General features: G+C 68.5%; 11 protein-coding genes. 4 read left to right on the top strand and 7 right to left on the bottom strand.

The features are described from left to right. Positions 1 to 19 precede the first annotated feature (19 nt). Both GY40_RS26580 and GY40_RS13480 read left to right on the top strand, forming a co-directional pair. Positions 20 to 811: a hypothetical protein gene (locus GY40_RS26580; protein WP_051987973.1), complete on the top strand. Its 792-nt coding sequence runs from the start codon at positions 20 to 22 to the stop codon at positions 809 to 811. A 3-nt stretch (positions 812 to 814) separates the two neighbouring features. Next, positions 815 to 2,299, top strand: coding sequence for a M48 family metalloprotease (locus GY40_RS13480; protein ID WP_038363048.1), 1,485 nt, complete (start codon positions 815 to 817; stop codon positions 2,297 to 2,299). Between the two features lie 105 nt (positions 2,300 to 2,404). Here GY40_RS13480 and GY40_RS13475 read toward each other — a convergent pair whose 3' ends face one another. From GY40_RS13475 to GY40_RS13450, 6 genes are all read right to left on the bottom strand, one after another. Beyond that, positions 2,405 to 3,004 (bottom strand): CarD family transcriptional regulator, encoded by a 600-nt coding sequence (locus GY40_RS13475; protein ID WP_038363047.1) that lies wholly within the window; start codon positions 3,002 to 3,004, stop codon positions 2,405 to 2,407. Between the two features lie 377 nt (positions 3,005 to 3,381). Beyond that, complete coding sequence (gene fdxA, locus GY40_RS13470; RefSeq protein WP_038363045.1) at positions 3,382 to 3,717, bottom strand: ferredoxin FdxA; 336 nt, start codon at positions 3,715 to 3,717, stop codon at positions 3,382 to 3,384. A 170-nt stretch (positions 3,718 to 3,887) separates the two neighbouring features. Then, on the bottom strand, positions 3,888 to 4,196 hold the full coding sequence (locus GY40_RS13465) for an RNA-binding S4 domain-containing protein (protein ID WP_038363042.1): 309 nt from the start codon (positions 4,194 to 4,196) through the stop codon (positions 3,888 to 3,890). A gap of 20 nt (positions 4,197 to 4,216) precedes the next feature. Then, positions 4,217 to 7,606 carry a helicase-related protein gene (locus GY40_RS13460; RefSeq protein WP_038363040.1) on the bottom strand — a complete coding sequence of 1,130 codons (3,390 nt, stop codon included), beginning with the start codon at positions 7,604 to 7,606 and terminating at the stop codon, positions 4,217 to 4,219. 390 nt (positions 7,607 to 7,996) lie between these two features. Next, positions 7,997 to 8,443, bottom strand: a complete 447-nt coding sequence (locus tag GY40_RS13455) for a MerR family transcriptional regulator (RefSeq protein ID WP_197062748.1) — start codon at positions 8,441 to 8,443, stop codon at positions 7,997 to 7,999. Between the two features lie 91 nt (positions 8,444 to 8,534). Beyond that, positions 8,535 to 9,509 (bottom strand): KpsF/GutQ family sugar-phosphate isomerase, encoded by a 975-nt coding sequence (locus GY40_RS13450; RefSeq protein ID WP_038363038.1) that lies wholly within the window; start codon positions 9,507 to 9,509, stop codon positions 8,535 to 8,537. 172 nt (positions 9,510 to 9,681) lie between these two features. Here GY40_RS13450 and GY40_RS13445 point away from each other — a divergent pair, with 172 nt between their 5' ends. Next, positions 9,682 to 11,220 (top strand): outer membrane beta-barrel protein, encoded by a 1,539-nt coding sequence (locus tag GY40_RS13445; protein WP_038363035.1) that lies wholly within the window; start codon positions 9,682 to 9,684, stop codon positions 11,218 to 11,220. Between the two features lie 110 nt (positions 11,221 to 11,330). On the opposite strand, the gene GY40_RS13440 is transcribed toward GY40_RS13445, so the two are convergent. After that, positions 11,331 to 13,175 (bottom strand): M3 family oligoendopeptidase, encoded by a 1,845-nt coding sequence (locus GY40_RS13440; protein ID WP_038364106.1) that lies wholly within the window; start codon positions 13,173 to 13,175, stop codon positions 11,331 to 11,333. Positions 13,176 to 13,405: 230 nt separating this feature from the next. Between GY40_RS13440 and GY40_RS13435 the strand changes: the two genes are divergently transcribed. Beyond that, on the top strand, positions 13,406 to 14,902 hold the full coding sequence (locus GY40_RS13435) for a sigma-54-dependent transcriptional regulator (RefSeq protein ID WP_038363032.1): 1,497 nt from the start codon (positions 13,406 to 13,408) through the stop codon (positions 14,900 to 14,902). The last annotated feature ends 16 nt before the right edge of the window (positions 14,903 to 14,918 follow it).

Below are 14,918 nucleotides of genomic sequence, written 5' to 3'. Positions count from 1 at the left end.
TCCCTGTAGCATAACCACGATGACGGTGAAGCCCCTTCTTCTCGGCCTGTGGCTCCTCGGCGCCCTGCCGCTTGCCGCCCGCTCGGCCACGCCCTGCGGCGTCGAGGCGGTCGAGACGGTGCCGGCACGCCTCTCGGGCTTCGACGCCGCCGGCGATCCGCTCCTGGCCGATGGCCGCGCCTTGCGGCTGGTCGGGCTGGCGCCCCGCCAGGATGCGGCGGAGGATGCCCGTTTCCGATCCGGGCTCGCGCCCTTTTTCGGCCGCGACATCCTGCTTGCGATCACCGGCGAGAAGGATCGCTGGGGTCGCTGGCCGGCCCGCCTCTTCGTCGAGGCCGCGCCCGGTGCCGAGCGCGAGGAGATCGCGCAACTGCTGCAGAAGAGCGGCGCCGCCCTGCCCTTGGCAGAAGCGCAGGTAGCGCGTTGCGCGCCCGGCCCCACCGCGATTCAGACAAAGGTAACCTCTGCCTCGCAAGTTTTGCCGCCGGCGGCCCAAGGTTTGACGCCGCTGGCGATCGACGGTCATGATCTCGCCGCCGTCAAGGGGCAGGAGGGGCGCTACGTCATGCTGGAAGGCCGGATCGCGTCCGTGGGCGAGCGCTCGCAGCGGACCTATCTGAACTTTTCGCGCCGGCCCGGGGAGGCGGCCTCGATCGTTCTGTCACGCAAGCTCTGGCGCGAACTGAAGGAGGCGGGCTGGACCCCGGCTGCACTCGGCGGTAAACGCCTGCGAGCCTATGGCGTGCTCGCGGGCCGCGGTGGCCTTCTGCTCGAAGTCACCTCGCGCGCCGCGCTGGAACTGATCGACTGAGGGATGCGGAAAGTCTGGCCAACACGGTTCGCAGGACGGGGCAAGCGGCTCGGCGCCCTTGCCCTGGCGCTGCTGCTCGCCGGGTGCTTCGGCGACCAGACCTCCGTGCTGCCGGCCAGCATGTCGGGCGACGGCGAGATCGCGCCGCGCATCAGCCCCGTCCAGCGCGCCTCCGACCAGGAGCATCAGCGCCTGCTCGCGGCCTTCGGCGGGGAATATCGCGCGCCGCGCACCAAGGCCGCGCTCGACGACATCGTCCAGCGCCTCGCCAAGACCAGCGACGGCCAGATCGGCGCCTATGAGATCACCATCCTGAACTCGCCGGCGGTCAACGCCTTCGCTCTGCCCAACGGCCGGCTCTACGTCACGCGCGGCCTGCTGGCGCTCGCCAACGACACCTCGGAGATTGCCTCGGTCCTCGCCCATGAGATCGGGCACGTTACCGCCCAGCATGCGGTCCAGCGCGCCGAGAAGGAGGCGGAATCGGCCCTGGTCAACCAGGTCGTCTCGCAGGTGCTGAAGGATCCGAACCAGAGCGCCGCGGTCCAGGCGGGCTCGAAGCTCTCCCTCGCCCGCTTCTCGCGCCAACAGGAATTCGAGGCCGACAAGATCAGCGTGACCAGCCTCGCCCGCGCCGGATACGACCCTTACGGCGCGAGCCGCTTCCTCAACACGCTCGGCCGCAACACCGCCTTCCGCAACAGCGGACAGCAGCAGCAGAGCGCGGAAGACAAGCGCCTCGACATGCTCGCCACCCATCCGCAGACGCCGGAGCGCATCGCCGCCGTCACCGCCGCCGCGCGCCAGATCGCCGCGCCGGGCCTGGGCGAGCACGATGCCGGCCGCTGGCTGACCGCCATCGACGGCCTCGCCTATGGCGACGATCCGCGCGACGGCGTGGTGCGCGGCCGGCGCTATGTGAACAGCTCGCTGCGCATCTCCTTCTCGGCGCCGGACGGCTTCAGCCTCGAAGCGGCGCAGGACATGGTCATCGGCGTCAGCGCCAATGGCGCGCAGGCCCTGCGCTTCGACTCCGTGACGCTCAAGCCCGACCAGACGCTCGAATCCTATGTCGCGGCCGGTTGGATCGAGGGTGTCGAGACGACCGGAATCGAGAAGATCGAGATGGGCGGGCAGCCCGCCGTCATCGCCCATGGCAAGGGCACGGATTGGACGTTCCGCCTGGCGGCCGTGCATTTCGGAGACCGCGTCTACCGCTTCATCCTGGCAGCGCGCGGCGCCGGCGATCCGGAACGCCCGATGCGCAGCATCGTCGAGAGCTTCCGGACCCTGACGTCGGCCGAGGCGCAGACCGCCCGGCCGCTGCGCATCCGCATCGTCAACGCGGCGCCGGGCGACACGGTGGCGAGCATGGCGGAGCGCATGCCGGAGCAGGATCGGCCGGCCGAGCTCTTCCAGCTCCTGAACGGGTTCGACCGCGCCGCCGCGCTCACGCCCGGCCAGCGCTACAAGGTCATCGGCGAGTAGCGGGCGCCTTCACCCGTCATTGCGAGTGCGACGAAGCAAGGCTCGGCAAACAAAAACCCGGCGGTCGCCCGCCGGGTTCGCATTCTGGGATCCGATAGGAACGGCTCAGGCCGCTTCTTCCTGTAGATCGTCGTTGTCGCCTTCGAGCTCAGCATCCGCCTCGACGGCCTCGCCCTTGCCGACCCGGCGCGGCGACTTGGCGAGCTGGCCCTCGATCTTCTTGAGCGCCTCGATCTCGGTGACGTCGTCGACGACCGCGATCTCGCGAACCATGCGGTCGAGGGCGGCTTCATAGAGCTGGCGCTCGGAATAGGACTGCTCGGGCTGGGCCTCGGAGCGATAGAGATCGCGCACCACCTCGGCGATGGCGACGAGATCGCCCGAATTGATCTTCGCCTCGTATTCCTGCGCGCGGCGCGACCACATGGTGCGCTTGACGCGGGCGCGGCCGGTGAGCGTGGTCAGCGCCTTGGCGACGGCTTCGGCATCGGCGAGCTTGCGCAGCCCGACGCTGATGGCTTTGGCGGTGGGAACGCGCAGGGTCATCTTGTCCTTGGCAAAGCTGACCACGAACAGCTCGAGCTTGAAGCCGGCGACTTCCTGCTCTTCGATCGCCGTGATCTGTCCGACGCCATGGGACGGATAGACGACGTATTCGCCCGTCTTGAAACCCTGGCGCACAGCAGCTTTCTTCACCGTAGACATGCCGTTACGACTCCTGACCGGCCCGCCGTGGCGGGCGCGCGATGATCCGTCCCCGTCCGGATGGCCGGGGACATTCCGCCTGACGCGACGCGGTGATGCGGCGCTTCACGCTCCCTCAGTCGATTGGTTCATCTCGCCCACAGAAGCGAACAACGGATTGTTCCGGCGAAAAGCCGCCGGCCCTTCATGTTGCACGCGATCTTTGGGAACGCCCCGTTTGTGAAAACCTCGCAGGGGGCATGCGGAACGAATTCGACTGAGTTTGTGTGTAGCACAAAAAACACGCCGAATCAAAGGTAAACGCGGGCAGCCATCCGCCGCCATGCGCGCGGCACGGTCATGGTTAACGCAGAACGGACCGTCCGAAGCGGCGAAAATCAGTCGCCTTCGCCCGGTTCGGGCGAGAACATCTCGAGCTTGCCGGCGACCCCGTCGAACGCCTTCGCGTCGGCCGGGGCGTCCTTCTTCTGCGTGATGTTCGGCCAGCTCGCAGCGTATTTGGTGTTGAGCTGCAGCCAGCTTTCGAGGCCGGGCTCGGTGTCGGGCTTGATCGCCTCGGCCGGGCATTCCGGTTCGCAGACGCCGCAATCGATGCATTCGTCGGGATGGATGACGAGCATGTTCTCGCCTTCATAGAAGCAGTCGACCGGGCAAACCTCGACGCAATCCATGTACTTGCACTTGATGCAGTTCTCGGTGACCACATAGGTCATGGGCCGGCCCTTCCAACACTTCTAAACGACCTCATAAACCCCCGACAGGCGCAGGTTTCAAGATTGTTTTCGCCGGGCTCGGCAGAAGACTTTGCCCTTCCGGCATCCACTGGGAGAAATTCGTTCGCCGCATGGCCGCATATCGATCTTGCGGGCGATAGCGGCCGGATTTAGTCGCCTCCCTCGCCCTCCGCAAGAGAGGGATCGTCGCCGCCTTCGTCGAGGCGCTCATAGAGGAGCCTCGCCGTCTCGAACGGGCCCCGCCGCTCGGCGAAGGCCAGGATCCGCACGACGACGGTGGCGTGCGGCAGGGCGAGCGTCAGCACGTCCCCCAGCTTGAGCCCCTGTGCGGGGTTCTCGGCTCGCCGCCCCGCAATGCGGACATGGCCGTCTTCCACCAGACGCACGGCCGCCGGCCGCGTTCGCGCGAAGCGCGCGAAGCAGAGCCATTTGTCGAGGCGTTGACGATGCTCCCGCAACGGCTACGCCTCCCCGGGTCCTAGGTCTTGCTGCCTTCGAGCTGCGCCTTGAGCGCGGCCAGCTTGGCGAAGGGCGAATCGGGATCGGGCTCGCGATTGGCCGGGCGCGGGCGCTGCGGCTGCTGGAAGCGCTCTCCCCCACGCTCCTCGCGGCGCGGGCCGCCGGGGCGACCGTCGCGCTTGAAGTCGGGGCGCGGGCCGCGACCGCCCTCGGGGCGACCCTGCCGCGGCTGATCCTCGCGACGCGGACGCTCATCGGAGCGCGGACGCTCGTCACGGCGGGGGCGCTGATCCTGGTTCGGACGTTCCTGGCGCTGAGCGGCACCCTCGTCCGCTGCCGCGGCAGCCGGACGATTCTCGGGCCGCCCGTCGCGACGCGGGCCGCCGGGGCGCCCCTCGCGCTGCGGACGGTCACCGCCACGGCGCTCGCCCTCGCGGCGCGGGCCGTCCTGCCGGCCGCGCTGAGCATGCTCGGGCCGGCGCCCACCCTGGTGGCGATGCGGCCGCCAGATCTCGATGAGCTCGGGCTCGGCCGGCGCAGCTTCGGCAGCGATTTCGGCCTCCGCGGCTGCATCCGCAACCTCAGCCGACGGCGCAGCCGGCAAGGCCGAGAGCGCATCGGCCGGCACAGGCTCGCGCACCGCGTCGAGCTCGGTTTCGGTGAGGATCGGCGTATCCGCCGTCTCGACGGCAGGCGCTTCGGTGACAGGCGTCTCGCCTTCCGCCAGCGCGCCCTCGTTCAGGGCCTCGGCCGGCTCGACGACGGCAGCGGCTTCCTCGGAAGCGTCCGCCGACACCGCGCCATCGGCCGGCACGGCCTCGTCGGCAGCGGCCGCGACCGGCGTCTCGCCGGCAGCGTCATCGGCCGTCTCGTCGCTCGCCTTCGCCTCGACCGGCTTGGCCGGCTCGGTGGCGGCCGGCGGCGGCGCCAGCGGCACGGTGATCGCCGGGCCCGGACGCTTCACCGAGACATAGCCGAGCGAGCGCAGGATCGAGGCGAAATCCTCGCCGGCGCAGCCGACGAGCGAGGTCATCGCGCCGGTGACGACGAAGCCGTCCTGATCGGCGCTGCCGGCCGGCGGCGTGCCCTGCGTGGCGCCGGGACGATAGGCGATCGCCGGGCGGATCAAATCGGCGAGCCGCTCCAGAATGTCGACGCGCACCGCCCGCTCGCCGCAGACGCGATAGCCAGCCGCCCGGTAGAGCCCCTTCGGCACGACCTTGTCGACCGGGAAGGAGGTGCGGCCGGACGCCGCGAGATGGGCGATGTCGTCGAGCCCCGCCGTCTCCGGTCCGCCATGCTTCAGCGCCCAGAGCTGGGCGGCGAGCGCGCGCGGCGCCGGCTTCAGCAGGGCGGGCATGTAGATGTGGAAGGCCCCGAAGCGGATGCCGAGCTGGCGCAGCGCCGCCCGGCCCTCCTGATCGAGCGCCTTCATCTCCTCGCCGACCTTCGAACGCTCGAGCACGCCGAGCGCCTCGGCCGTCTGGTAGGCGATGCCGCGAGCGATGCCGGCGACGTTCTCGGCCGCCTCCAGGATCTGGATCGCGCCGAGCAGGCGGGTGACGTGATTCTTCAGCCAGAGCGTGAGGCGCGCCTCGACCTGCTCGCGCGCCGCACCGTTGAGATGCTCCTCGACCAGCAGGCGAAGCCGCGGCTCCAGCACCTTCTCGCCGGCGACGAGGCGCGCCACAGGCTCGCCCGTCCAGCGCACGAGCCCGTCATGCGAGAGCAGGAAGGCGTCATCGCCCGCCAGCACGACGCGCGCGGCCCGGGCCTCGATCTCGGAACCGAGCGCCTTCATGGCCGCGAGGTTCAGAGCCTTGACCTCCGACCCGCCCGCCTTCGGGTCCGCCGTGAAGCGGAAGCCCTGCAGCATTCCCACATGCTGGCCCTCGACGAGCACGTCGCCCGTCGCAGTGACCTCAGCCTCCAACATCGCATTCTCCCGCAAGCGGCGCATCAGGACACTGGTGCGCCGATCGACAAATCGGTGGGCCAGACGCTCATGCAGAGCATCCGACAGCTTGTCCTCTACAAGACGCGCCATGCCCTGCCAATGCTCAGGATCAGGTAACCAGTCGGGCCGGTTGGCGACATAGGTCCAGGTCCGGACCTGCGCGATGCGGGCGGAGAGTGTGTCGATCTCGCCATCGGTGCGGTCGAGCGAGGCGAGTTGCGCCGCATACCAGTCGGCATCGAGCCGGCCATGGCGCATCAGCCTGAGATAAAGCGTCGTCGCCAGATCGGCATGCTGCATCGGCGAGATCTTGCGGTAATCGGGCAGGCCGCAGACCTCCCAGAGCCGCTCCACCGCAGCCCGGCCATGCGCCAGCGGCGCGATGTCGGGGTCCCTGGCCAGGATTTCCAGCGTCGTCATGTCCTCGGCGATCAGCGCCCGCGTCAGCCCCTGCTCGGAAGGCTGGATGTTCAGCGTGTCCAGGAGGCCGCCGACCGAGCGCAGGTCGAGATCGGAATTGCGCCACTGCATCTGGCGGATCGGCTCGAAGCGGTGATTCTCGATCGCATCCACCAGCTCAGCGTCGAAGGGCGGGCAGCGCCCGCTGGTGCCGAAGGTGCCGTCGCGCAGATGCCGCCCGGCCCGGCCGGCGATCTGGCCGAACTCGGCCGGGTTGAGCTTGCGGAAATGATGGCCGTCGAATTTCTTGTCCGCCGCGAAGGCGATGTGGTTGACGTCGAGATTGAGCCCCATGCCGATCGCGTCGGTGGCGACGAGATAGTCGACATCGCCGGACTGGTAGATCTCGACCTGGGCATTGCGGGTGCGGGGCGAGAGCGCCCCCAGCACGACCGCCGCCCCGCCCTTCTGGCGGCGGATCAATTCGGCGATGGCGTAGACCTCCTCCACCGAGAAGGCGACGATGGCCGAGCGCGGCGGCAGACGGGTGATCTTGCGGTCGCCGGCGAAGGTGAGCTGCGACAGGCGTGGGCGCGTGACGACATTGACACCCGGCATGAGCTGCTCGATCAGCGGGCGCATCGTGCCGGCACCGATCAGCATCGTCTCGGCCCGGCCGCGCCGGTTCAAGAGCCTGTCGGTGAAGACATGGCCGCGGTCGAGATCGGCGGCGAGCTGGATCTCGTCGATCGCGACGAAATCGACGGCGAGGTCGCGCGGCATCGCCTCGACGGTGCAGACCCAGAAGCGCGGCCGCTCCGGCTTGATCTTCTCCTCGCCGGTGACGAGGGCGACGGCCTCCGGCCCGACCTTGTCGACGACCCGTTGATAGACCTCGCGCGCCAGCAGGCGCAGCGGCAGGCCGATCATCCCGGTGGGATGGGCGACCATGCGCTCGATGGCGAGATGGGTCTTGCCGGTATTGGTGGGGCCGAGCACCGCGGTGACGCTGTTGGCGCGGGCGGCGGGAGGCAACGAACGAAAGAGCTGCAAGGCGAAGGGCCGATCATCTCGTCCATCCGGGCGACACCGGCTCGACGCGAGCCTCAGCCGTCCGGGCGGGTGCGTGAACTGAAATCAGGAACGGGTCTTGTCGGAGCGACTCCGGCAGGAAGAACTCCGGCAAGAACGACTCCGGAACGAAGCGAGCCCGAATCGCTGACTCCCGGAGAATCGGGGTTTGTTCCCCTCGCCGGGCCGGAAGCCCGCCGACAAACGCAATACCGGCATCGCCCGCCCTCTTGCCAACCCGAAAACTGGACGGCAAGGCCGTCCGGCGCAGTTCCTATTTAAGACTTTCCGGCGCGGAAACGAGAGGCAATCGACATCGAGCCCCGCCCGATGAAAAAGCGGCCGGCCGCAGCTTCAAATCGCCAGACCGCCTCAATGGCGGGCGTGATCGCATTGGCCGTGATCGGCCAGCGCCTCGATGATGGCGCAATCGCAGGCGGCGACACCGCCCGAGCAGGTGGTGGCGATGCGCTCCAGCTCCTTTTCCAGCGAGCGCAGCCTGGCGATCTTGTCGCGCACCTCTTCGAGATGACCGGCGGAGATCGCATGCGCCTCGTCGCAGGCCATGCCGGGCGTGTCGGAAAGCCTGAGCAGCGTGCGGATATTGTCCACCGCGAAGCCGAGATCGCGCGCATGCTTGATGAAGGCGAGCCGCTCGGCATGACGCCGGCCATAACGGCGCTGGTTGCCCTCGGAACGCTCCGGCGGCGGCAAAAGCCCGACCTGCTCGTAATAGCGGATGGTCTCGACCTTGACGCCGGTGCGCTCCGCCAGCGCGCCGATGGGCATCACGCGTTCGAGTCGTGCCGTCGCAGCCATCGCAACCTCCAAAGCTATAGTTTCTGGAGCTTTAGATAGATGGCCGCGCGCCGCTGGCAAGGGCATCCCGGCCCCGGAACGACGTCGCGGCTCAGGCGACGCCCATCGCCAGCAGGTCGTGGACATGGACGAGCCCGACCGGACGCTGCTCCGAATCCGCCACGATCAGCGCAGTGATCCTGAGACGATTGACCAGTTCCAGCGCCTCGACGGCGAGCGTCTCCGGCCCGACGCGGCGCGGGTTGACCGTCATGAGATCGCGAGCCCTGAGCGCGGCACCGCCTGCCATCGTCGCCTTGCGGCGCAGGTCGCCATCGGTGACGACCCCGGCGAGCCTGCCGTCGAGATCCATCACGACCGCGCAGCCGAAACTCTTCTCCGAGATCATGGCGATCACATCGGGCAGCGCCGTATCCAGCCCGATCAGCGGCAGTTCCGCGCCGCGATGCATGATGCTCTCGACCGTCTTGAGCTGCGCGCCGAGCTTGCCGCCGGGGTGGTAGACGAAGAAATCCTGCCGCGAGAAGCCGCGCGCCTCCAGCAGCGCCACCGCCAGCGCATCGCCGAGTGCGATCTGCATGGTGGTCGAGGTGGTCGGCGCGAGCCCGTTGGGGCAGGCCTCGGTCGCCTTGGGCAGGATGAGCGCGACATCCGCCTCCTTGCCGAGCGTGCTCTCGGGATTCGCGGTGAAGGCGATCAGCCCGACGCGGAAGCGGCGGGTATAGCCGACGAGCGCGGCAAGCTCCGCCGTCTCGCCCGACCAGGACAGCGCGATCACCACATCCTCCGGCCTGACCATGCCGAGATCGCCATGGCTCGCCTCGGCCGGGTGGACGAAATGGGCGGGCGTGCCCGTCGAGGCCAGGGTCGCGGCGAGCTTGCGCCCGACATGGCCGGACTTGCCCATGCCGGAGACGATCACGCGGCCGCTCGCGGCCAGGATCATCGCGACGGCCTCGGTGAAGGGCTGCCCGAGCCCGTCGGCGAGGGCGGCATGGAGCGTGTCGAGCCCGGCCCGTTCCGTGGCGATGGTGCGGAGCGCCGAGGCGCGGATGTTTTCGGTCATGGCGCGCGCTCTAGCACGGGGCGATGCGGGATTTCCACCGCCGCGGGGATCGCGGCCGGCGCGTTGACGGCTCCTTAACCCTGTTCGTTCTAACTGCGTTAACCATGCGCCCTCTGCCGGGCGCGCCAGCCATTGCTGTCACCTGTTGCTGCCCTGGAGCCCCGCGAAGCCCGTGTCAGGCCGCGCCAAGATCCTGCTTCTGTCCGGCTCCGCGCTGGCGGCCCTGGCGCTCGGCTGCCTGCCGGCGGGCGCGCAGCAGGCGCCGCGCGCCGGGCTCAGGACGGGAACGCCGAGCTATGTCGCGCAGCCTCCCGCGCCGCCGGAACAGCCGCTCACGCCCGCCACCCCCGATCCGCAGGCGATCCGCGATCCGGCCTCCCTCGTCCAGGGCCAGCCTTCCGCCATCTCCGGGCGCCAGCCGCCGCGTGCCAGCCGACCGCTGCAGCCGCCGGCCCTGCGCGGCACCACGCAGCGCCAGTTCCGCCCGCCGCAACCGCCTGTCGCGGTCTTGCCCGCGCCGGAAGCGGCCTTGCCGCCTCCCCCGCGCCGGCGCCGCGCGAGCGCCGAGGACGATCCCTGGGCGCCGCTCGGCCTGCGGCTGGGCGCGGTCACGCTGAAGCCGGCGATCACCGGCTCGACCGGCTACGACACCAATCCGCAGCGCAGCGCCACGCCCGGCACCAAGGGCTCGGTCTTCCAGCGCTACGACGCGGAAGTGGAGGTCCAGTCCGACTGGAACGTGCATGAGCTCAAGGGCAAGCTGCGCGCCGGCTACATGGACTACTTCAGTGATCGGAACGCCTCGCGCCCCGATGCCGAGGGCAATCTCGACCTCAGGCTCGACGCCACGCGCGACACCCACATCCTGCTCGAATCGCGCCTCAAGCTCGACACCCAGCGCCCCGGCTCGCCGGACCTGAACGCCAATGTCCAGGGCCGCCCGCAGGTCTGGCAATATGGCGGCTCGGCCGGCGTGACGCAGGACTTCAACCGCCTGCAGCTCACCTTGCGCGGCTCGGCCGACCGCAGCGACTTCGAGGATGCCAGGCTGACGAGCGGTGCGATCCTCTCCCAGAAGGACCGCAACATGACCGATTACGGGCTGCGCCTGCGCGCGGCCTATGAGGTCACGCCCGGCTTCAAGCCCTATGTCCAGGCCGAGATCGACCGGCGCGATTTCGACGAGAAGACCGATTCGAGCGGCTATATGCGCTCCTCCGACGGCATCACCGGCAGCATCGGCTCGACCTTCGAGTTCAGCCAGCAGCTCAAGGGCGAGGTTTCGGGCGGCTACCAGAATCGGCGCTACGAGGATAACAGGCTGAAGGATCTGCGCGGCTTCGTCGGCGACGCCTCGATCCTCTGGTCGCCGACCCCGCTGACCACGGTGACGCTGCGCGGCACCGCCCAGCTCGGCGACACCACCATCGCCGGCTCGTCGGGTACGACGATGCGGCGCGCGACGCTGGAAATCGCCCACGCGCTGCGCCGCAACCTCACGCTCACCGGCTTCACCAATTTCAGCCGCACGGAATATGAGGGCCAGGGCCTGCGCGAGGACTACCTGAATGTCGGCGCGCGGATCGAATACAAGCTGACCCGCACCTTCGCGATCCGCGCGAGCTTCACCCATGAGCGGCTGAACTCGACGGCGGTGGGATCGGACTACACCGCGAATGTCTCGCAGGTGGGCTTGAGGGTGCAGTTCTAGTCGCCGCGGCGTCACTCCCGGGCGAAGCGTAGCGGAGACCCGAGAATCTCAGGACGAGAAGGCGCTGGTTTCCGAGATGGTCGGGGCAAGCCCGACCATGACGGCAAGCCTCACTCCATCCCCTCCAACTCGATGATCATCCCCTCGATCATCTTGAGCCCGATCTGCCAGAAGCCCGGATCCTTCGCATCGAGCCCGAAAGGCTTGAGCAATTCGCCATAGGGCTTGCTGCCGCCGGCCGCGAGCAGGGCGAAATAGCCGTCCTGGAAGCCCTCTGCCGCGCTCTGGTAGACGCCGTAGAGCGAGTTCACCAGGCAATCGCCGAAGGCATAGGCGTAGACGTAGAAGGGCGAATGGATGAAGTGCGGGACGTAGCACCAGAACGGCTCGTAGCCGCTCGATAGCCGGATCGCCGGCCCAAGGCTTTCCGCCTGCACGCCCATCCAGAGATCGCACAGCGCCTCGGCCGTGAGCTCGCCCTGCCGACGCGCCTCATGGACCCGCCGCTCGAAGGTGTAGAAGGCGATCTGGCGCACGACCGTGTTGATCATGTCCTCGACCTTCGCCGCCAGCATCGCCTTGCGCTGCTTCGGGTCGCTGGTCGTGTCGAGCAGGCGCCGGAAGGTCAGCATCTCGCCGAAGACGCTCGCGGTCTCCGCCAGCGTCAGCGGCGTCGGCGCCATCAGGGCGCCGTTGGGTGCCGCCAGCACCTGATGCACGCCATGGCCCAACTCATGCGCCAGCGTCATCACGTCGCGCGGCTTGCCCTGGTAGTTCAGCAGCACATAGGGGTGCGCGGACGGCACGGTGGGATGCGCGAAGGCGCCGGGCGCCTTGCCGGGACGCGGCGGTGCGTCGATCCAGCGCTCGTCGAAGAAGCGCTTGGCGATATCCGCCATCTTCGGCGAGAAGGCGCCATAGGCCGAAAGAACGGTGTCGCGCGCCTCGGTCCAGGGGATGCTGCGCTGCTCGATTTCCGGAAGCGGCGCGTTGCGGTCCCAGAAATCGAGCGCGTCGCGGCCGAACCATTTGGCCTTCAGGCGATAATAGCGGTGGGACAGCCGCGGATAGGCCTCGCGCACCGCTGAAACGAGAGCGTCGACCACCTCGCGCTCGACCCTGTTCGCCAGATGGCGGGAATCCGCGACATCCTCGAATTTGCGCCAGCGGTCGGAAATCTCCTTGTCCTTGGCCAGCGTGTTGGTGATCAGCGCGAAGGTGCGCAGCTCCTTGCGGAAGACCTTGCTCAGCGCCTCCGCCGCCTTGCGGCGCGCCTCACCATCGGCGTCCTGCAATTTGTTGAGCGTGAGCTCCAGCGTCAGCTCCTCGCCGTCGACGTCGAAGCGCAGCGAGGCGATGGTCTCGTCGAAGAGGCGGTTCCAGGCGGCCGCGCCCGTCATCGACTTCTCGTGGAACAACGCCTCGAGCCGGTCGTCGAGCTGATGCGGCTTGTCCTTGGAGAGATCGTCGAGCCAGGGCTTCCAATGCGAGAGCGGCGCCTCGCCGGCTACCTTGGCCAGCAAGTCCGGCTCGATCCGGTTGAGCTCGAGCTCGAAGAACAGCAATTCGGTGATGGCGGCGTTCAGCCTGTCCTGCGTGTCGCCATAGAATTTGGCGCGCTGCGGATCGGTGGTGTCGCCGGAATAGACCAGGCCCGCATAGGCGCCGATCCGCCCGAGCAGGTCGCTCAGGCTTTCATAGGCCTTGACCGCCTCGGCCAGCAGGGCGCTGCCGTCGGGCGTCCCCGCCAGCTCGGCGAGCTTGCCGCGATAGCCCGCCGCCAGCGCCTGCGCCTGCGTGAAGGCGCGGTCGAGATCGGCTCGGAAGGCGGCGGAATCGATCCCGGGATAGAGATCGTCCAGGTTCCATTCCGGCAGGTCGCCGAGCGCTTTGTCGGGGGCGGCGACGCCGCCGCCATGCGCCGCCGCCTGGCCGTGAACCGTCTCGCCTCGCATCGTCTGGAAGAACATGCTCTCTCCGTCTCGCGGCATCGGGTGTGCCCCCACTTAGGCCAGCATGGGGCCGGGGATCAATCTCGGGCGTTCTGCCGCAGCGCTGATGACGGGCCCGGCCGGCGCGCTTAAACTCCGCTTAACTCTTCTGGCCGACGATGCCCCAGAACGGAACAGGCGATTCCTTTCGAAGCCGAGCCTTTCCGTCCTGTTGCGCCGTCTTTCGAGGTGTCATGACCGCCACCGTTCTCGTCGTCGACGACGATCCCGTCCAGCGCCGCCTGCTCGACGCGATGCTCAAGCGTTTCGGCTACGGCGTCCTGGTTGCGGAGAATGGCGAGGCGGCCGTCGCGCTGATCGCCGGCCCGGATGGCGACGCCATCGACGCGATCGTGCTCGACCTCAACATGCCCGGCCTCGACGGCATGGGCGTGCTCGCCACGCTGCGCGAACGCGAGATCGACAAGCCCGTCATCGTGCAGACGGCGAACGGCTCGATCGAGACCGTGGTCACGGCCATGCGCGCCGGCGCCGTCGATTTCGTGGTCAAGCCCGTCGGCGCCGAGCGCCTCCAGGTCTCGCTCAAGAACGCGCTGAAGCTCGGCGCCCTCGAACATGAATTGCGCCATATCAAGCGCCGCGCCTCCAACACGCTGGGCTTCCGCGACCTCGCGACCAAGAGCCCCGACATGGCCCGCGTCGTGCGCCTGGCCGAGCGGGCGGCGAAATCGAACATCCCGATCCTGATCGAGGGCGAATCCGGCGTCGGCAAGGAGGTGCTGGCCCGCGCCATCCAGGGCTCCAGCGACCGCAAGGGCAAGCCCTTCGTCACGGTCAATTGCGGGGCGATCCCGCACAATCTCGTCGAATCCATCCTCTTCGGCCATGAGAAGGGCGCCTTCACCGGTGCCACCGAGCGCCATCTCGGCAAATTCGTCGAGGCCAATGGCGGCACGCTGTTCCTCGACGAGGTCGGCGAATTGCCGCTCGACGCCCAGGTCAAGCTGCTGCGCGCCATCCAGGAGAGCGAGGTCGACCCCGTCGGCGGCAAGAAGTCGGTCAGGGTCGACATCCGCGTCATCTCCGCCACCAACAAGAGCCTGCTCGATCAGGTGAAGCGCGGCGAGTTCCGCGAGGATCTCTACTACCGCCTCAACGTCTTCCCGATCACGCTGCCGCCGCTGCGCCAGCGCCGCGAGGACATTCCCGACCTTGCCCGCGGCTTCCTCGCCCGCTTCGCCGCCGAGGAGGGCAAGAAGCTCAGCGGCATCTCCAGCGAGGCGATGACCTTGATCGCGAGCTATGATTGGGCGGGCAATGTCCGCCAGCTCGAGAACGCCATGTTCCGCGCCGTCGTCCTGGCCGATGGCGGCGAGCTCGGCGTCGCCGAGTTCCCGCAGATCGCGGCGCAGATGGATGGCTACGACGTCCGCATCCCGCCGGCGCCGGCCCAGCTCGGCCCGGCCGATGCGCAGGCCGAAGCCGCTCCCCGCATCATCCACATGCCGGTGCGCGACCCGAACTCGCTCGAGCTCGTCTCCGGCTCCGACATGCGCAAGCTCGACGATCTCGAGCGCGACATCATCACTTTCGCGCTGGCGCATTACCGCGGGCACATGTCCGAGGTCTCGCGCAAGCTCGGCATCGGCCGCTCGACGCTCTACCGAAAGCTCAAGGATTACGGGCTGATCGAGAGCGACGGCCATCCTGAGGAAACCGACGCGGCCTGAGCCGCGACGAATCAAA

Origin of the sequence: Allobosea sp. UNC402CLCol (assembly GCF_000745475.1) — a bacterium.
Lineage (GTDB): Bacteria > Pseudomonadota > Alphaproteobacteria > Rhizobiales > Beijerinckiaceae > Allobosea > Allobosea spartocytisi.
Note: the sequence above shows the minus strand (reverse complement) of the source record. Positions and strands in the feature narration are given on the sequence as shown.